The sequence below is a fragment of the Cellulophaga sp. L1A9 genome, from assembly GCF_009797025.1.
In the GTDB taxonomy this organism is placed as follows: Bacteria; Bacteroidota; Bacteroidia; order Flavobacteriales; family Flavobacteriaceae; genus Cellulophaga.
The window spans coordinates 3,116,664-3,135,591 of sequence record NZ_CP047027.1 but is presented as its reverse complement, the minus strand read 5'-3'; the positions used below and the strand labels follow the sequence as shown (position 1 = coordinate 3,135,591).

At 33.1% G+C, this 18,928-nt stretch carries 21 protein-coding genes; 12 read left to right on the top strand and 9 right to left on the bottom strand.

All coding sequences use genetic code 11. From position 1 onward, the window contains the following. The first annotated feature begins 84 nt into the window (after nucleotides 1–84). The 4 genes from GQR94_RS13710 to lptB all read left to right on the top strand — a co-directional run bounded on the left by GQR94_RS13710 (nucleotide 85) and on the right by lptB (nucleotide 3,063). Nucleotides 85–1,050: an SIS domain-containing protein gene (locus GQR94_RS13710; RefSeq protein WP_158976024.1), complete on the top strand. Its 966-nt coding sequence runs from the start codon at nucleotides 85–87 to the stop codon at nucleotides 1,048–1,050. Continuing rightward, entirely contained in the window at nucleotides 1,050–1,886 is an 837-nt protein-coding gene (tatC, locus tag GQR94_RS13705; RefSeq protein ID WP_158976023.1) for a twin-arginine translocase subunit TatC, read from the top strand. Before GQR94_RS13710 ends, tatC begins: the two co-directional genes overlap by 1 nt. Continuing rightward, a complete protein-coding gene (locus GQR94_RS13700) occupies nucleotides 1,879–2,232 on the top strand; it encodes a carboxymuconolactone decarboxylase family protein (RefSeq protein WP_158976022.1) in 354 nt (117 codons plus the stop codon). The genes tatC and GQR94_RS13700 overlap by 8 nt, the downstream gene beginning before the upstream one ends. A 93-nt stretch (nucleotides 2,233–2,325) precedes the next feature. Beyond that, entirely contained in the window at nucleotides 2,326–3,063 is a 738-nt protein-coding gene (gene lptB, locus GQR94_RS13695) for an LPS export ABC transporter ATP-binding protein (RefSeq protein ID WP_158976021.1), read from the top strand. Between the two features lie 133 nt (nucleotides 3,064–3,196). On the opposite strand, the gene GQR94_RS13690 is transcribed toward lptB, so the two are convergent. From GQR94_RS13690 to GQR94_RS13680, 3 genes are all read right to left on the bottom strand, one after another. Then, entirely contained in the window at nucleotides 3,197–3,796 is a 600-nt protein-coding gene (locus GQR94_RS13690) for a hypothetical protein (RefSeq protein ID WP_158976020.1), read from the bottom strand. A gap of 17 nt (nucleotides 3,797–3,813) precedes the next feature. Beyond that, nucleotides 3,814–4,044, bottom strand: a complete 231-nt coding sequence (locus GQR94_RS13685) for a hypothetical protein (protein WP_158976019.1) — start codon at nucleotides 4,042–4,044, stop codon at nucleotides 3,814–3,816. Nucleotides 4,045–4,292: 248 nt separating this feature from the next. Continuing rightward, nucleotides 4,293–5,057: a phosphatidylcholine/phosphatidylserine synthase gene (locus GQR94_RS13680; RefSeq protein WP_158976018.1), complete on the bottom strand. Its 765-nt coding sequence runs from the start codon at nucleotides 5,055–5,057 to the stop codon at nucleotides 4,293–4,295. Between the two features lie 99 nt (nucleotides 5,058–5,156). Here GQR94_RS13680 and GQR94_RS13675 point away from each other — a divergent pair, with 99 nt between their 5' ends. From GQR94_RS13675 to GQR94_RS13645, 8 genes are all read left to right on the top strand, one after another. Then, on the top strand, nucleotides 5,157–6,335 hold the full coding sequence (locus GQR94_RS13675) for a DUF4105 domain-containing protein (RefSeq protein WP_158976017.1): 1,179 nt from the start codon (nucleotides 5,157–5,159) through the stop codon (nucleotides 6,333–6,335). A gap of 27 nt (nucleotides 6,336–6,362) precedes the next feature. Continuing rightward, nucleotides 6,363–8,237, top strand: coding sequence for an ABC-F family ATP-binding cassette domain-containing protein (locus GQR94_RS13670; RefSeq protein ID WP_158976016.1), 1,875 nt, complete (start codon nucleotides 6,363–6,365; stop codon nucleotides 8,235–8,237). A 156-nt stretch (nucleotides 8,238–8,393) separates the two neighbouring features. Continuing rightward, the gene (locus GQR94_RS13665; protein ID WP_158976015.1) at nucleotides 8,394–8,732 is read left to right on the top strand and encodes a hypothetical protein; all 339 of its coding nucleotides are present in this window, start codon (nucleotides 8,394–8,396) and stop codon (nucleotides 8,730–8,732) included. Nucleotides 8,733–8,764: 32 nt separating this feature from the next. Then, on the top strand, nucleotides 8,765–8,890 hold the full coding sequence (locus GQR94_RS22835) for a hypothetical protein (RefSeq protein WP_255451523.1): 126 nt from the start codon (nucleotides 8,765–8,767) through the stop codon (nucleotides 8,888–8,890). Between the two features lie 37 nt (nucleotides 8,891–8,927). Beyond that, nucleotides 8,928–9,500, top strand: a complete 573-nt coding sequence (locus tag GQR94_RS13660; protein WP_158976014.1) for a cob(I)yrinic acid a,c-diamide adenosyltransferase — start codon at nucleotides 8,928–8,930, stop codon at nucleotides 9,498–9,500. A 128-nt stretch (nucleotides 9,501–9,628) separates the two neighbouring features. Next, on the top strand, nucleotides 9,629–9,853 hold the full coding sequence (locus GQR94_RS13655; protein ID WP_013551418.1) for a DUF2795 domain-containing protein: 225 nt from the start codon (nucleotides 9,629–9,631) through the stop codon (nucleotides 9,851–9,853). 176 nt (nucleotides 9,854–10,029) lie between these two features. Beyond that, nucleotides 10,030–13,392, top strand: a complete 3,363-nt coding sequence (secA, locus tag GQR94_RS13650; protein WP_158976013.1) for a preprotein translocase subunit SecA — start codon at nucleotides 10,030–10,032, stop codon at nucleotides 13,390–13,392. 389 nt (nucleotides 13,393–13,781) lie between these two features. Beyond that, entirely contained in the window at nucleotides 13,782–14,783 is a 1,002-nt protein-coding gene (locus tag GQR94_RS13645) for a sensor histidine kinase (RefSeq protein WP_233268317.1), read from the top strand. A gap of 134 nt (nucleotides 14,784–14,917) precedes the next feature. On the opposite strand, the gene GQR94_RS13640 is transcribed toward GQR94_RS13645, so the two are convergent. The 6 genes from GQR94_RS13640 to GQR94_RS13615 form a co-directional block, all read right to left on the bottom strand. Then, entirely contained in the window at nucleotides 14,918–15,148 is a 231-nt protein-coding gene (locus GQR94_RS13640; protein WP_158976011.1) for a hypothetical protein, read from the bottom strand. 575 nt (nucleotides 15,149–15,723) lie between these two features. Beyond that, nucleotides 15,724–15,966 carry a hypothetical protein gene (locus GQR94_RS13635; protein WP_158976010.1) on the bottom strand — a complete coding sequence of 81 codons (243 nt, stop codon included), beginning with the start codon at nucleotides 15,964–15,966 and terminating at the stop codon, nucleotides 15,724–15,726. 423 nt (nucleotides 15,967–16,389) lie between these two features. Continuing rightward, nucleotides 16,390–16,632 (bottom strand): hypothetical protein, encoded by a 243-nt coding sequence (locus GQR94_RS13630; RefSeq protein WP_158976009.1) that lies wholly within the window; start codon nucleotides 16,630–16,632, stop codon nucleotides 16,390–16,392. 423 nt (nucleotides 16,633–17,055) lie between these two features. Next, complete coding sequence (locus GQR94_RS13625; protein ID WP_158976008.1) at nucleotides 17,056–17,298, bottom strand: hypothetical protein; 243 nt, start codon at nucleotides 17,296–17,298, stop codon at nucleotides 17,056–17,058. Between the two features lie 423 nt (nucleotides 17,299–17,721). After that, nucleotides 17,722–17,964 (bottom strand): hypothetical protein, encoded by a 243-nt coding sequence (locus GQR94_RS13620; RefSeq protein WP_158976007.1) that lies wholly within the window; start codon nucleotides 17,962–17,964, stop codon nucleotides 17,722–17,724. Between the two features lie 175 nt (nucleotides 17,965–18,139). After that, complete coding sequence (locus GQR94_RS13615) at nucleotides 18,140–18,829, bottom strand: peptidoglycan DD-metalloendopeptidase family protein (protein ID WP_158976006.1); 690 nt, start codon at nucleotides 18,827–18,829, stop codon at nucleotides 18,140–18,142. Nucleotides 18,830–18,928: the final 99 nt, after the last annotated feature.

The window sequence follows — 18,928 nt, the reverse complement described above, 5'->3', positions numbered from 1 at the left end:
CTTTTAACACTAAGTTTATGTAATTTTGTAACTAAATATAAGACATTCTTTTAGGAATACAATCAGATAATTGAATTAATTGATTTGAAAAATAATACTGCGATACTTGACATAGCTAGAAGAACCATTGAAAATGAAGCGAATGCCATTCAAAATTTATCTTCATTACTAGATGCTAATTTCTCGAATACCGTCAATCATATATTAAATTCTCCTGGACGAATTATTATTTCCGGAATTGGAAAAAGTGCTTTAATTGCTTCAAAAATAGTCGCAACACTTAATTCTACCGGAACACCTTCGATATTTATGCATGCTGCGGATGCCATCCATGGAGATTTAGGAACCATTCAAGAAAACGATACTGTAATTTGTATTTCTAAAAGTGGAAACACTCCTGAGATAAAAATGCTGGTTCCATTAATCAAAAAAACTGGAAATACGCTTATTGCTATGACGGGTAATTTAGATTCCGTACTGGCAAAACAGTCCAATTTTATCTTAAATACTTTTGTAGAAAAAGAAGCGTGTCCAAATAATTTAGCACCGACTACAAGTACAACCGCACAATTAGTAATGGGTGATGCTTTAGCTGTTTGTCTTTTAGAATTACGAGGATTTAGCAGTAAAGATTTTGCAAAATACCATCCTGGAGGCACTCTTGGCAAGAGGCTTTACCTACGCGTATCCGACATTGTAGAAAACAACATGAAGCCACAAGTAACTATTGATTCTGACGTGAAGCAAGTAATTGTAGAAATCTCGGCAAAAATGCTAGGAGTTACAGCTGTGTTGGATAACAATAAAATTGTAGGTGTAGTTACAGATGGTGATATTCGTAGAATGCTTAACAAGCATGACGATATTAAAGGGCTTACGGCGCAGGATATTATGACCGTACATCCTAAAACCATAGAAAATGATGCGTTAGCCGTTAAAGCGTTAGAATTAATGCAAGCTAAAAATATATCACAACTTATAGCAATTGAAAATGGTACCTATATGGGTATTGTTCATATTCATAATTTAATCAACGAAGGAATTATATAATGGCAAAGAATAAAGACGCCGCAGATATGTCATTTCTAGACCATCTAGAAGAATTACGCTGGCATTTAATCCGTTCAACTTTAGCAATACTAATTGTAGCTGCAGTAGCTTTCGCTTTTAGCCGTTATATTTTCGATTGGGTTATTTTCGCCCCTAGCAAAATGAACTTTGTAACCTATGAGTTCTTTTGTGATATTGCAAAGTTTTTTAATTTTACTTCTGATTTCTGCGCAGAAGAATTACCCTTCACTATTCAAAGTAGAACAATGGCAGGGCAGTTTTCTGCTGATATCTGGACCGCTATTTGGGCCGGAATTATTATAGCATTTCCTTATATTTTATTTGAAATGTGGAAATTTATTAGTCCCGGACTTTACGAAAAAGAACGCAAGAACTCTAGAGGTTTTATTTTCATAGCCTCTTTCTTATTTTTCCTAGGCGTATTATTTGGCTATTACGTAGTAGCTCCGCTATCTATTAACTTTTTAGGTACCTATTCCGTCAGTGATGTGGTTAAAAACGAATTTGACCTTAGCTCATACATTTCAACACTAAGATCGTCTGTTATTGCCTGTGGAATTATTTTTGAATTACCAATCATCATCTACTTCTTAACCAAAGTTGGATTGGTTACTCCTGAAATATTAAAAAAATATAGAAAAATAGCTTTAGTCATTGTTTTGATATTATCTGCAGTAATTACGCCTCCTGATGTTGCGAGTCAAATTGTAGTTTCTATTCCAATTATTATCCTATACCAAGTAAGTATTTATATCTCCGGATATGTGGTACGAAAAGATTTAAAAAAAGAAGCAAAAAGAAAGAAAAATGCCTAATCAAATAGAAGAATTTAATGCTTACCGTTCTAAAATGAACGAAAAGCTCCTAGCTGACAATAACAAAATTATTAAAAGGATATTTAACCTAGACACGAATGCTTTTGCTCCTGGTGCTCTTGATGTTAAAACTAAAGAACTACTGGGACTTGTTGCTTCTGCTGTGCTACGTTGTGATGACTGCGTAAAATACCATTTAGAAAGCTCTCATAATGAAGGTGCTACGAAAGCAGAAGTTATGGAAACCTTAAGTATTGCAACACTTGTTGGTGGTACTATCGTTGTTCCACACTTGCGAAGAGCGTACGAATATTGGGAGGAATTGGAAACGCAAGACAAAGAATAGGGTTAAATATTCACTAATTAATTGAGAGGTAGCACATTTTCCTTTAGTTTTGAAACAGGAAAATAAATAAAAACCAACAACGAACTAGCATTTATGAAGTTACGTGCAGACAATATAATGAAGTCCTATAGAGGTCGTCAAGTAGTAAGGGGAATTTCATTAGAAGTGAATCAAGGCGAAATTGTAGGTCTTCTTGGACCCAATGGTGCCGGAAAAACTACCTCGTTCTATATGATTGTTGGCTTGGTAAAACCTAATGGCGGTAATATTTATTTAGATGATAAAGATATTACCAAATTCCCGATGTACAAAAGAGCACAAAACGGAATAGGATATCTTGCACAAGAAGCTTCTGTTTTTAGAAAATTAAGTATTGAAGAAAATATCTTAAGTGTTTTGCAACTGACTAAGTTGAGTAAGAAGGAGCAAGTCATGAAAATGGAATCGCTTATTGAAGAATTTAGCTTAGGCCATATCCGAAAAAACCGCGGAGATTTACTTTCTGGTGGGGAGCGTAGAAGAACAGAAATTGCTCGTGCTTTAGCCACCGATCCTAAATTTATTCTACTAGATGAGCCTTTTGCTGGAGTAGATCCTGTGGCAGTAGAAGATATTCAACGTATTGTTGCGCAATTAAAAGACAAAAATATCGGTATTTTAATTACAGATCATAACGTACAAGAAACATTGGCAATTACAGAACGTTCTTACTTAATGTTTGAAGGTGGTATTTTAAAATCGGGTGAACCTGAAGAATTAGCTGCCGATGAAATGGTACGTAAAGTCTATTTAGGTCAGAATTTTGAACTACGTAAGAAGAAGATATTTTAGAAATTCTAATGCTTCTTCCCATAATTACGAGCTGAGCTAAAATAAAAACCTCTTAAAAGGCGATTAATAAAGTCATTCTATTACAAAATATAGGCTCATACAACGTTTACTTTTGTTGTGAGTAGGTTTTAACTTAACATTGCCATAAGAATTTAGCCGTTTTTCCTTCTTCACAATCAAATAGATAACCAACTCCAGCACCCCCAAAATTCATTGCGGTTTTGTGGTCAGGACCTTCTTCTAATTGGGAAACAAATCTCATTCCTTTATTACAACAATCACAATTTGGTGTTTCATCATTTTGTATCCACTCAGGTTCTCCAAACAAACTCCCTAGTATCTCTCTTTTGTTTCCTTTCCAATTTTCTCTAGCTTCATCGTAATTCTCACCCGCAGTTTCTATAATTTTAACTCCATATTCAGTTTCCCTAAGTCCGATTTCCTTATTTTCTGGATTAAAATATTCCAAACTTTCATTGTTTACTATAATCACTTTATTTCCTCCTTCATCTGGACTCCATTCATCGCACATTCCCGGATCATTTTCACACATAAATATTAATTCAAGTCCAATATTTGTTTTTATTTTGCCTTGATATTTCATCTCAGAAGTACAGCTTTTACATTTAGGCCATTCCATAATACTATTTATTACTTTTACAGGTAAACCACCAAAACTAGTTTCATTAAGTAGTCCTTTTTGTTTACTGTCATTTATCAATAGTTTAATCATAATTTTTTTCTTGGAGCTTAAACACAAAGCGGTTCAGCGAAGCGTAATGAGGTGGCTAGGAAATTTTTAATATCTCTCACAAGGCTGTCTGAATAACTTGAAAATTCACTAGCCAATTTGATCATTAAACTTTCAGAATTCTTGTAGGAACTTTCACAGAACCAACTTTCATCATTTGGAAGTAATTCAACTGCTTGCTTTTTAATTTTTGCCAGTTTAACAGCACCTATTTCAACTAATGATTTCAAACAAAGCAATTGAAAAGTCATAGTTATCTTTAAGAGAAAATAGACTTTCAAAATCTTCATCACTTACAATATTATCTCGTTTCCACAAATTTCATCTTTCATTTAATCTGTCATCCATGAAGGTCCATTAAAAGAATCATTTTTCAACATTTAAAGCTTTTACTATGGGTGTTTTAGCTTACCAACAACAATAAAATATAGTGAACTAGTAAAATGTGTACACAACATGCTACAAAAAACCGATTCAATCAACGCTTCTCACCCATTGCACTTATCACCGAAATCAGAATATAAAAAACAATGATTGCTGGTACTGCCATAAATTTTAAAGTAACCAATAAAACTAAACTTATAAACAAAAACACGTATCGAATCGCATTATCTTTAAAGCTCCAATTTTTAAATTTTAAAGCAAATAATGCTATATTAGAATTTAGCAAGTAGGCACTAACGAAGGTTAATCCTATTAAAAACCATTGGTTAAGAATGATGTTATTCAATATTTCATTATTCTGATACAACATGATCAAAGGCAACGAAATAATCAACAAGGTATTTGCTGGTGTTGGCAAACCAATAAAAGAATTGGTCTGATTTTCATCTATATTAAACTTCGCTAATCGATAAGCAGAAGCCAAGGTGACAATCAATCCTAAAAGTGGAATTAATTCTTGAGGACTGAATTTAAAAGAATGCCACGTAGTCAAGGCAGAAGATTCATACACTATACCACTACTCCAACCGCCTGTTGATGACATCTCTAAAAGCTTAAACATTACAATACCAGGCACAACGCCACTTGTAACCATATCCGCTAGTGAATCTAATTGCAAACCTAATTCGCTTCTCACATTAAGTATTCGTGCCGCAAATCCGTCGAAATAATCAAAAATTATCCCTAGAAAAACAAACAATGCTACCATTTCAAAAACTCCGTGTACAGCAAAGAAGATGGCAACACATCCACAGAATAAATTAAGTAAAGTAATAAGGTTTGGTATGTACTTTTTCATTTGTTAAGCTTTTGGTAAAAATAGGATATTTTTATCGGAACTAATTATCTCAAATAAATTCTTCGCATATTTGTTTACAGAAAATATTTACCCCAAATTATGCCATTTAAAAAATACATTCTAAGTCTCCTTTTTGCTTTTTCTTTATTTGGTTTTTCGCAACCAGTGCTCTCCCCAAAATCAGAAATAAGCATCTTAACAGTGGGCACAGCAGATGAACTTTACGCTAAGTTTGGCCATAGTGCTATTCGGGTGCAAGACCCAGCTTTAGGAATAGATGTTGTTTATAATTATGGGCATTTTGATTTTAACACCCCTAATTTTTATCTAAAATTCACCCAAGGAAAGTTATTATACCGCTTAGCACGAGAATCTTTTGCCGACTTTCTATATGGTTATGAATTAGAAAATAGATGGGTAAAAGAACAAGACTTACAACTTACTCTAGAAGAAAAAAATGATTTTCTGAAATTCCTAGAAAACAATCACCTCCCCGAAAATAGGTATTATAAATATGATTTTTTATTTGATAATTGCTCTACACGATTACCAGAGGCATTGAAGACAGTCTTAGGTGATAAATTAGTATTTGATTACAAGCATTTAGAAAACCAGTATACCTTCAGAGAATTAATACATCAAAACTTAGAAGTAAATTCGTGGTCTAATTTTGGAATAGATTTAGCATTAGGCTCCGTAATAGATAGAGAAGCAACACCTTGGGAACATTTATTCCTCCCAATATATGTATACGAACAGCTAGCGTATACAACATTAGATGGGAAAAAATTAGTCGCTAAAGACCGAACATTACTAAAAGAAACGCCTGTAAAAAAAGAAAATAACTTCTTTTTATCCCCTTTATTTTGGCTTTCTATATTATGCATACTCGTATGCTTCATCACATTAAAAGACTATAAATCTAAAAAACGATCTAGATATTTAGACTTTACTTTATTTCTGATCACTGGATTAGCCGGACTTTTAATCGTTTTTCTTTGGTTTGGAACAGACCATCACGCTACGGCAAAGAACTTTAATTTTTTATGGACCTTCCCATTAAATAGTATTGTAGCCTTTATCATATTAAAAAAGGGCATTGCTCCAAAATGGATGAATACCTATTTAATTATAGTACTAGTTTGCATCTGTGCCGCAATGCTCCTTTGGGTTCTTAAGGTGCAAATATTCAGCATTTTAATCCTTCCCATTATAATTGCATTGGTTGTTAGATATTCCTTTTTAATTTATTCGCTAAGGTCTGCTAGAGTTCACTAACTTTGCCAGTTCTAATACGAAAATTACATGAATCTATTATCAGTAGAAAATATTGCAAAAGCCTATGGCGAACACGTTTTATTTTCTGATATATCTTTCGGAATAAACAAAGACCAAAAAATAGCACTAATCGCTAAAAATGGGAGTGGAAAAACATCCATCTTAAATATATTATCAGGATTAGACACTCCAGATTCTGGACAGGTTAATTACCGAAAAGGAATTCGAGTATCTTTTTTAGATCAAGAACCTAATTTAGATCCAAATTTGACCATCGAAGAAACCATCTTCGCATCTGATAATGAAGTATTGAAAGTAATTAGAGCCTATGAACATGCATTAGAAAATCCTGAAGAAGCAGACGCGTATCAAACGGCTTTTGAGGGAATGGAACGTTTTCAAGCTTGGGATTTTGAAACGCAATACAAACAAATTTTATCAAAACTTAATTTAAACGATATTCACCTTAAAGTAGAAATACTTTCTGGGGGGCAAAAAAAGCGTTTAGCTTTAGCGAATGCCCTGATTAACAAGCCAGATTTATTGGTGCTTGATGAACCTACCAACCATTTAGATTTAGAAATGATTGAATGGTTAGAGGAGTATTTTGCTAAAGAAAACATGACACTTTTTATGGTAACGCATGATCGTTACTTTCTAGAACGTGTATGTAACGAAATCATAGAATTAGATGAAGGCATTATGTACCCGTATAAAGGGAACTACTCCTACTACCTAGAAAAGAAAGAAAACAGAATAGAACAAGAAGCTACAGAGCAACATAAATCTAAACTGTTATTCAAAAAAGAATTGGATTGGATGCGCAGACAGCCAAAGGCTAGAACCACAAAATCTAAATCCAGAATAGATGATTTTTACGAAATAAAAGATAAAGCTAGCAAACGTAGAAATGAGAATGAGGTAGAATTGGAGATTAATATGGCACGTATGGGAAGTAAAATTCTCGAGCTCCATAAAATTTCAAAATCATACCCCGGAAAACCTATACTCGATAAATTTGAATATAATTTTCTTCGAGGAGAACGCCTTGGTATCATTGGTAAAAATGGAACTGGAAAATCTACCTTCTTGAACATTATTAGCGGTAGGGACGAACCAGACAGCGGAAAAGTTGTGGTGGGAGAAACTATAAAATTTGGATACTATACACAAAAAGGAATCAACATAAAAGAAGGCCAAAAAGTTATTGATGTCATTCGTGAATTTGGAGATTATATTCCATTAATGAAAGGCAGGCAAATATCTGCACAACAGTTACTGGAACGCTTTTTATTCGATCGTAAAAAACAATATGATTTTGTTAGTAAATTAAGTGGTGGTGAACGGAAACGTTTGTACTTATGTACTATCCTTATTCAAAATCCAAACTTTTTAATTCTTGATGAACCTACCAACGATTTAGATATTGTAACGCTGAATGTTCTTGAGAGTTTCTTAATGGATTTCCCTGGCTGTTTACTTGTTGTATCTCACGACCGTTATTTTATGGATAAAATTGTAGATCACCTTTTTGTTTTTAGAGGCGATGCTGTTGTGGAAGATTTCCCAGGCAACTACTCAGATTTTAGATCTTATGAAGATAGTGCCGTTTTGGAAAGCAGAGCTGCTAAAAAAGAAAATACGATCACAAATGCAGATACAAATTCTAAGAAAAAAGAGGACAAAAAGAAATTAACTTTCAACGAACAAAAAGAGTACACTAATCTTGAAAAAGAGATTAAAAAACTTGAAAGTAAAAAAGAAGCAACGCAACATAAATTTACAGACGCTTCATTGAGTGGAGAACAGATAGACAAACTATCTATTGAACTAAAGGAAATAGGAGAAGCAATTGAAGCCAAAACAGAACGTTGGTTTGAACTTTCTGCGCTTATAGAATAACCAATAATGCATTTTTTTAGGCACCTATCTTTTATATTATCCTCCACCAATCAGCATGGGGTTCACTCCCCTTTTGTTTATGCTCTGGTAACGAAGTGTTTGTATAAAAAGAAAAAATATACTCGGGATAAATCCTTAAATACAGTTTTAAAACTATTGGATTATTTCAATAGCACTACAGTCTGCTTTAAGGATAGGAACAACGCTTTAGAGGAATTAATGCAACAAAAATTTCCTGAAATAAGTAGTGATGAGAGTTCCCGTGATTTTATTTATTTAGATCATCTTTCTGAAAAAAACTTAGAATTCTTAAAAAAAGTGGATGGTTTAAAAAACGATACAATCATTTTTGTTAACGCCATTCATAAGAATTACAATCACTGGAACAAGCTTATCGCTTTAAAAAAAGTAACCGTAAGTATCGACACATTTTACTGCGGTATGTTATTTTTCAGAAGAGAACAAGCAAAGGAACATTTTAAGATTCGGATATAAACCTTTAATTTTAGTTTAAATTCTATTAAAAAATGAAATACATCATCTACATCTCATTTGCCGTCTTGGCTGTAATTTTTGTAATGAATCTTCTTAAAAACAAAAAAAGAACAAAAGAACGAAAAGGCCGTAGATTTATGGATCGTGATAAACGCTAAAGGTTTAAAAGAAGTACGCATACTAAAAAAAGAGGCAATGAAGATTTATACAAAAACAGGAGATAAAGGCACAACAGCACTTTTCGGAGGCACTCGCGTAGCAAAACATCATATTAGAATTGAAAGCTATGGAACTGTTGATGAATTAAATTCTTGGATTGGATTGATTAGAGATCAAGAAATAGATTCGCATTCTAAAGATATCCTTACTATAATTCAACATAAATTATTTATTGCCGGTGCAATTTTAGCCACAGCCCCTGAAAAAGCTGTGCTAAAAAACGGAAAAGAACGCTTAAATATTGATAAAATTAGCGCTAATGATATTTTACTTCTAGAACAAGAAATGGATGCAATAGAGGCTAACTTACCACCTATGACACATTTTATTTTACCTGGAGGCCATACAACGGTGTCATACTGTCATATTGCCAGAACGGTATGTAGAAGAGCCGAGCGCATTTCATCCCACTTAAATGAAAATGAACCCATTGAAGCAAATGTTTTACGTTACCTCAATAGATTGTCAGATTATCTCTTTATGTTAGGTCGCGGTTTATCTGCACATTTAAACGTTGAAGAAATAAAATGGATTCCAGAAAAAAAATAATCACAAATTACTGTATATCAGTAGAATAACTTATTATGAAAAAAATAATTTATTAATAACTACGAAAAAACTTGGATATATCATTTTAAAATTTAGTTTTGCAAAAAAATTAAAATAATACCACTAACATGTATTGGACTTTAGAATTAGCATCTTACTTAAGCGATGCACCTTGGCCAGCTACCAAAGACGAATTGATCGATTACGCAATTAGAACCGGAGCTCCACTTGAGGTTGTAGAAAATCTACAGTCTATGGAAGAAGAAGGCGGTGAAATTTACGAATCTATCGAAGAAATTTGGCCAGACTACCCAACGGAAGAAGATTACCTCTGGAACGAGGACGAATATTAAAATATTAACGCAATAACATTAAAAAAGTCTCATATGAGGCTTTTTTTTTACTTAATTTTGAACTTCATTGACAGCTTTTCTGATTTTGCTGTTTATTTTAGTTCATTCTGTCATGTTATTCCGGTAAAATACCTTTGGTATGGTTATAGCATAGATTAAAAAAAATAATTTACCGTATGAGTTTTTTAAATTCTGTTTTAAAAGTTTTTGTAGGCGATAAGGCTAAGAAAGATGTCAAAGAGCTACAACCTATCATAGATAAGATTCATTCTTTCGAAGAAGAGCTTGCTACTTTAAGCAATGATGAAATTCGAAATAAAACACTTGCGTTCAAAGCTCAAATTAAAAATGACACACAAGTCATTAATGATAAGATACAAGCACTTGAAGCGGAAGTAAAAAACTCAAAAGATATTGACAAAAATGAAGATATCTACGCAGAGATAGACGGACTCAAAAAAGAGGTTTACGAAATTTCTGAAAAAACACTAAAATCTATATTACCAGAAGCATTTGCTGTTGTAAAAGAAACATCAAAACGTTTTGCAAATAACACAACAATAGAAGTAACAGCCTCTGAATACGACAGACAACTTTCTGGAACTAAAGAATATGTTTCTTTAGAAGGTGATAAAGCTATTTGGCTTAATTCTTGGAATGCCGCAGGAAAAGAAGTAACCTGGGACATGGTTCATTATGATGTACAACTTATTGGTGGTATAGCATTACATGAAGGTAAAATTGCCGAAATGCACACAGGTGAAGGTAAAACTTTAGTAGCAACCTTACCGCTATATTTAAATGCACTAACAGGTAATGGAGTTCACTTAGTAACGGTAAATGATTACTTAGCCAAACGTGATAGCGCGTGGATGGCTCCAATATTTCAATTTCATGGTATTACTATAGAATGTATTGATAACCATCAACCCAATTCTGATGGTAGACGTGCAGCCTATAATGCAGATATTACTTATGGTACAAATAATGAATTCGGTTTTGATTATTTGAGAGATAATATGGCGCACACGCCAAGTGATTTGGTACAACGTCCTCATAATTTCGCTATTGTTGATGAGGTCGATTCTGTTTTGGTGGATGATGCACGTACCCCTTTGATTATTTCGGGTCCTGTACCAAAAGGAGATATTCAAGAATTTGATCAGTTAAAACCAAAAGTAAATGATATTGTAACGTTACAAAAACATTACTTAACAGGGGTTTTAGCGGAAGCTAAAAAATTAATTACTTCTGGCGATACAAAAGAAGGTGGTTTTCAATTATTAAGAGTACATCGCGGATTGCCAAAAAATAAAGCATTAATTAAATTCTTGAGTGAAGAAGGTGTAAAACAACTACTTCAAAAAACGGAGAATTATTACATGCAAGATAATAACCGTGAAATGCCAAAAGTAGATGAAGAACTTTGGTTTGTTATCGATGAAAAAAACAATCAAATAGAGCTTACTGAAAAAGGTGTAGAACATATTTCTGGAGAACAAGACCCTACATTCTTCTTAATGCCAGATATTGGTGGTGAGATTGTAAAAATTGAAAATCAGAATCTTGATGTAGAAAAAGAAGCTGAACTCAAAGAAGACCTTTTTAAAGAATTTGGTATAAAAAGTGAACGTATACATACCTTAAATCAATTATTAAAAGCATATACCCTTTTTGAAAAAGATGTGGAATATGTTGTTATGGAAAATAAGGTAATGATTGTCGATGAACAAACGGGTCGTATTATGGACGGACGTAGATATTCAGACGGATTACACCAAGCAATTGAAGCTAAAGAAAATGTAAAAATTGAAGCCGCAACACAAACTTTTGCAACAGTTACCTTACAGAACTACTTTAGAATGTATAATAAGCTTGCCGGTATGACCGGTACAGCGATCACTGAAGCAGGGGAATTCTGGGAAATCTATAAGCTAGATGTTATGGAAATCCCTACAAATAGACCCATTGCTAGAGATGACAAAAACGATTTAATTTATAAAACGAAACGTGAAAAGTACAATGCGATAATTGATGAAGTTACTAAACTTTCTGCCGCTGGAAGACCTGTCTTAATAGGTACAACATCTGTTGAAATTTCTGAGCTTCTCTCTCGTATGCTTAGTATACGTAAAGTTCCACACAATGTCTTGAATGCTAAAATGCATAAAAAAGAAGCTGATATTGTGGAAGAAGCTGGTAAAGCTGGGATTGTTACTATTGCTACAAACATGGCTGGTCGTGGTACAGATATCAAATTATCAGATGCTGTTAAAAAAGCAGGTGGTTTAGCAATTGTAGGAACCGAACGCCATGATTCTCGTCGTGTTGACCGTCAGTTAAGAGGTCGTTCAGGACGTCAAGGAGATCCAGGAAGCTCACAATTCTATGTATCTCTAGAAGATAACCTTATGCGTTTATTTGGTTCTGATAGAGTAGCAAAAATGATGGATAGAATGGGCTTAGAAGATGGTGAAGTTATTCAGCATTCTATGATGACCAAATCTATTGAACGTGCTCAGAAAAAAGTTGAAGAGAATAACTTTGGAGTTCGTAAAAGATTATTAGAATATGATGATGTTATGAATGCACAACGGGAGGTTGTTTACAAGCGTCGTCGTCATGCATTACAAGGTGAGCGTTTAAAGGTTGATATTGCCAATATGATCTACGACACTTGTGAAGTAATTTCTGAAACAAATAAGAACGCTAGTGATTATAAGAATTTTGAATTCGAATTAATTAAATATTTCTCTATTACTTCTCCTTTAACCGAAGAAGAGTTTGCTAAGAAAAGTGTTCAAGAAATAGCTTCATTATTATATAAAAATGCATATGAACATTATCAAGATAAAATGGAGCGCAGTGCTACCGTTGCTAATCGGGTAATTAAAAATGTGTTTGAAGATGATGCAAACAAATTTGAACGCATAGTAGTTCCTTTCTCTGATGGAATAAAAACTTTTAATATTGTTACCAATTTAAAAGAAGCTTACGAAAGTGAAGGAAAACAATTGATTACAGATTTTGAGAAAAATATCACCTTAGCAATTGTTGATGATGCATGGAAAGTTCATTTACGCAAAATGGATGAATTAAAGCAATCGGTACAACTAGCGGTTCATGAACAAAAAGATCCATTGTTAATTTATAAGTTTGAAGCTTTTGAATTATTTAAAGGGATGATTGAAAAGGTGAACAAAGAAGTTGTAGCATTCTTGTATAAAGGAGAAATCCCTAACGGTAATGATACAAACATTCAAGAAGCTAAAACAATTAGCGAACCCAAAGAAAATTTAAATATTAGTAAAGAAGAAGTCTTAAATAGTGATGAACTTGCTGCACAAAACCGTGCTGTAGGTCAAAATCAAGGAAGCAGACCTTCAATAACAGAAACAATAACACGAGAAGCTCCTAAAATTGGACGTAATGATCGTGTAACAATTAAAAATGTGATGTCTGGCGAAAGTAAAACGGTGAAGTTTAAACAAGCCGAACCTCTTCTCTCTAAAGGAGAATGGGTGATTACAGAACACTAGTTTTTTCCAAAATTTATTTAAAAAACGACAGTCTATACAGGCTGTCGTTTTTGCTTTTATCCAAAATACATATTTAGATTTACATAAGATTCTTTGTATTTTGATGGTATTATACAGAAAATACTTATCTTAATGCTTGGAAATTCCACCTGTTAAGGAAAATTATTAGCAGTAAAACTAAATAAATGGCTCACCAGCAACGCCTTAAAACCAAAACAAACCTAATTCTAAGAGTAAATTACATCTCCTCCACACTATCCTTAGTGTTTGGTTTCATGTGTATTTACTTCCTAAAAATTACAGAAGTAATTCCGTACGTGTTTTTTTTATTTTCAATATTGAATTTAGCGAACACCTTTGCGTACAAGTCTTTTAAAAATTTATCATTGATGTATAATATTACATCACTTTTAGCTTTAATTTGCTGTATTGTAATTACACTGTTTAGTGGAGGTATTAACAGTGCCTTTATTTTCGTTTTAGGATTAGTTGTTTTTGCCGGCTATGTCACTACAAAACGGTACGGTGAAGTTTACCTCTATTGCGCATTCATTATTGTTACCTTAATTTATTTTCAGTCCATTATAGATCTTCCCTATGTTAGAAATGTGGTCCCGGAATCTTCCCAGGACCTTTTTAATTTCATAAGTGTTCTTTTCTCCTTATATATACTTGGTGGTGTATTTGGTAAAATATTGGTCAAAACCCATTATAACCTGTACAAATCTAAAATGGAGGTCGAGCAAAAAGTACGTGAAAAAGAAACACTCATTAAAGAAGTACACCATCGCGTAAAGAATAATCTTCAAACCGTATCTAGTCTTTTAAGTTTACAAGCGAGAAACATGAAAGATGAGGAAATGAAAAAAATGATTAAGAGTAGTCAGAACAGAGTAAACTCTATGGCTATGGTTCATGAAATGCTATACATGCGTGAAGACTTATCAAAAATTGAATACAAGTCATATGTAGAAGAATTAAGTGATTACTTAGTACGTTCTATAAAAGGAACTGATAATAGAATAAAGGTAGCTATTGATATTATTGACATTAATCTTGGAATAGATACTGCCATCCCATTAGGACTACTTATCAATGAAGCCATTACAAATTCATTAAAATACGGTATCAAAGACAATGGAGAAGGCGAAATAAGCATCGCGCTTAAAAAAGGCCAAAAAGACCAGGATTATGTTTTAAATATTGGTGATAATGGTGATGGATATGAAGAAAGTATAACACCACAAACAACAACATCCCTAGGATTAAAACTTATCTACAACCTTACAAGACAACTGCAAGGTTCTATACTAAAAGATGGTTCTAAAAAAGGAACTAATTATATTATTACATTTAAAGAAATTGGTCAAAACTTCCAACCAATCGGATAAGCAACTCCTCGCTTAGCGTTTATTCACTCTTACCTTTATCGGCTTCAACTTTTTGCCCGTATTTTTTGTAGCTACCACTAAAGCAACAACGATAGATAAAGAAAATACTAGTACTATTGTAGATATACTCATAATTACGCTAATTTAGTTTTGTTTGCTTTTGTATAAAAAGATAATTCCTTTTTCACTTTATAGTTTCTATCCATGTATAAGCGAGCAATTTTTGTTTCATTACTATTTAAAGTAGTTTCAACCGTTGGAGCAACCAAAACAACATTTTCTGTTGCTGTAGCTACTTTCGCTTCTTGAGCTTGAGCGAATAAACCGATAAAAAGAACAAATAAAATAGTTAAAATTGCTTTCATGACTTGGGTATTACACTGTAAAGATACTTCCTAACTAATGTGTATTTCGTCGATTTTCGCCCAACACCATTTATCTATCGGTGAATGTAAATTATCTAGATGTAAAGAACTTTTTGTCCGATAACGGTAATTCACTTAAAAATAGGTCATCGTGTTAATGGGTACTTTATCGGTATTTCCACCCTACCCTATTACCTTGATCAAATTTAAAAAACACCCGAAATAGTTTTTCAGTAAAGCCTTTTAGCGAGAACCTCAAATAAGAGTCTTTACCTTATAACATCAAGCATAGTACAATAGCTAGATTAATAATGAACTAGAAGTGCTTGATAATGCAAATTAGATTAATTTTTGAGCAACCAATACCGACATTCCTTAAACCAAAAAAGATTCCTTTGAAGGAATCTGGATACTATCAATTAAAATAAAATTTTGAAGCTATTTTATGCGTAATGGCTGATGCTATTTTTTCTTTCCAAGAAGCATTTGCTTCATTTTTGATGAAGTCTGTATATTCATTCTAATAATGTTAAAAAGAGTAAATACGATGACGACTATTAAGGATACTTCCATAATTACGCTAATTTAGTTTTGTTTGCTTTTGTGTAAAAAGACAATGCTTTTTTTACTTTGTAATTTCTATCCATGTATAAACGAGCAACTTTAGTTTCAGTACTATTTAAAGTAGCTTCTATTGTTGAAGCAACTAAAACAACACTTTCTGTTTGTGCAGCAACCTTCACTTCTACTTTAGCATCTTGTGCTTGAGCAAATAGACCGATAAAAAGAACAAATAAAATAGTTAAGATAGTTTTCATGACTTGCGTATTACACTGTAAAGATACTCCCAAGCTAAAGTGTATTTCGTCGATTCTCGCTCGATACCGTTTATCTATCGGTGAATGGATATTATCTAGATGTAAGCAGATTTTTGTCCGATGACGGTTTTTAAGTCCAAATTCCGTTACCGTAATTATTGGTATTTAAACGATAGCTTAAAAGCCTAATTATCGCCATAAACTGGGAAATAAGCTTAGTTTAACGAGCAATTTCTATGTATTTGAATACAATATGGCTCTAGTAACCGCTTAATAATCGAACAAGGGTTAATTCTAGTGGAGCGTCACTTCAAAATAAAGTAGAGCACAGAAATAATTTGAAGTTAAAGGGAATATAAAAGAAGCTGGTAAATGAGGTAAGGTAGGTTGTAAAAAAAGTCAGTAAGAATAACAAAACTAGAATTACGCTAATTTAGTTTTGTTTGCTTTTGTATAAAAAGACAATGCTTTTTTTACTTTGTAATTTCTATCCATATATAAACGAGCAACTTTAGTTTCATTACTATTTAAAGTAGCTTCTATTGTTGAAGCAACTAAAACAACACTTTCTGTTTGTGCAGCAACCTTCACTTCTACTTTAGCATCTTGTGCTTGAGCAAATAGACCGATAAAAAGAACAAATAAAATAGTTAAGATAGTTTTCATGACTTGCGTATTACACTGTAAAGATACTCCCAAGCTAAAGTGTATTTCGTCGATTCTCGCCCAATACCATTTATCTATCGGTGAATGGATATTATCTAGATGTAAGCAGATTTTTGTCCGATAACTGTTTTTAAGTCCAAATTCCGTTACCGTAATTAATGGTATTTAAACGATGGTTTAAAAGCCTAATTATCGACCCAAACTGGGGAATAAGCTTAGTTTAACAAGCGATTTCTATGTATTTGAATACGATATGGCTCTAGTAACGGCTGAATAATCGAACAAGGGTGAATTCTAGTGGAGCTTCACTTCAAAATAAAGTAGAGCACAGAAATAGTTTGAAGTTAAAGGGAGTATAAAAGAAGTTGGTAAATGAATTAATGCAGGTTGTAAAAAAAGTCAGTAAGAATAACGAAACTAGAATTACGCTAATTTAGTCTTGTTTGCTTTTGTATAAAAAGACAATGCTTTTTTTACGTTGTAATTTCTATCCATGTATAAACGAGCAACTTTAGTTTCAGTACTATTTAAAGTAGCTTCTATTGTTGAAGCAACTAAAACAACACTTTCTGTTTGCGCAGCAACCTTCACTTCTACTTTAGCATCTTGTGCTTGAGCAAATAGACCGATAAAAAGAACAAATAAAATAGTTAAGATAGTTTTCATGACTTGCGTATTACACTGTAAAGATACTCCCAAGCTAAAGTGTATTTCGTCGATTCTCGCCCAATACCATTTATCTATCGGTGAATGGATATTATCTAGATGTAAGCAGATTTTTGTCCGATGACGGTTTTTAAGTCCAAATTCCGTTACCGTAATTATTGGTATTTAAACGATGGTTTAAAAGCCTAATTATCGACCCAAACTGGGGAATAAGCTTAGTTTAACAAGCGATTTCTATGTATTTGAATACGATATGGCTCTAGTAACGGCTGAATAATCGAACAAGGGTCAATTCTAGTGGAGCGTCACTTCAAAATAAAGTAGAGCACAGAAATAGTTTGAAGTTATAGGGAATAAAAAAGAAGCTGGTAAATGAATTAATGCAGGTTGTAAAAAAAGTCAGTAAGAATAACGAAACTAGAATTACGCTAATTTAGTCTTGTTTGCTTTTGTATAAAAAGACAATGCTTTTTTTACTTTGTAATTTCTATCCATATATAAACGAGCAACTTTAGTTTCAGTACTCTTTAAAGTAGCTTCTATTGTTGAAGCAACTAAAACAACACTTTCTGTTTGTGCAGCAACCTTCACTTCTACTTTAGCATCTTGTGCTTGAGCAAATAGACCGATAAAAAGAACAAATAAAATAGTTAAGATAGTTTTCATGACTTGCGTATTACACTGTAAAGATACTCCCAAGCTAAAGTGTATTTCGTCGATTCTCGCCCAATACCATTTATCTATCGGTGAATGGATATTATCTAGATGTAAGCAGATTTTTGTCCGATGACGGTTTTCAAGTCCAAATTCCGTTACCGTAATTATTGGTATTTAAACGGCGTTAATGCGACGCTATTTTTAAGAGTAGATCAGGATTAGGACAATTGTTGCTATAAAATTCTAAATCTTTGCCATTACATACTCCAGGATAATCCCCCAAATAAGCTCCTATAGAATTTATAATTTGAAAATGTAGGTGTGGTGCATAATTCACATTAATATCTGGTGTTCCTAAATAACCTATACAATCTCCTGCTTTAAAAGCAGCACCAACTTCTAGACGCGCTATAGTGTCTAAGGATAAGTGACCGTATAAGGTATAAAAGCTTACCTTATTAATGGTATGCTTCAATATAATTGTAGGTCCATAATCGCCCACAGTATCATTATTCTTAAAACTATGAACTGTACCGTCTAGAGGAACTAGCACTTTAGTACCTGCAACGGACCAATAATCTATTCCTAAATGAATATTTCTTGCAATATGTTGTTCTTTAGAAAAGCTGGACTTATCTGCATAAAGGTTTCTCTTTTCTAAATATCCGCCATAAGCAACCATGCCATCATTTGAAGAAAGAACCGTATCAATATACTGTTGACATTCATTTGGATCCGTAATAGCTATGCTAGCTAAAGACTCATTGGAACTAGATAGATCTAAAGTACAATACTTACCAAAGGGTATTTCTTTATCGAGAATAGAAATACTAGTTTTAGAATATGCCATCAATACGTTCTCTAATTCACTCATATCGTTAAATGCAAAAATCTATTTTAATCCTGGAAGTATTAATTTAATAATTAATTAACAACTTGCACAAGAGGTAATACGTAAGTAAATTTAAAGGTA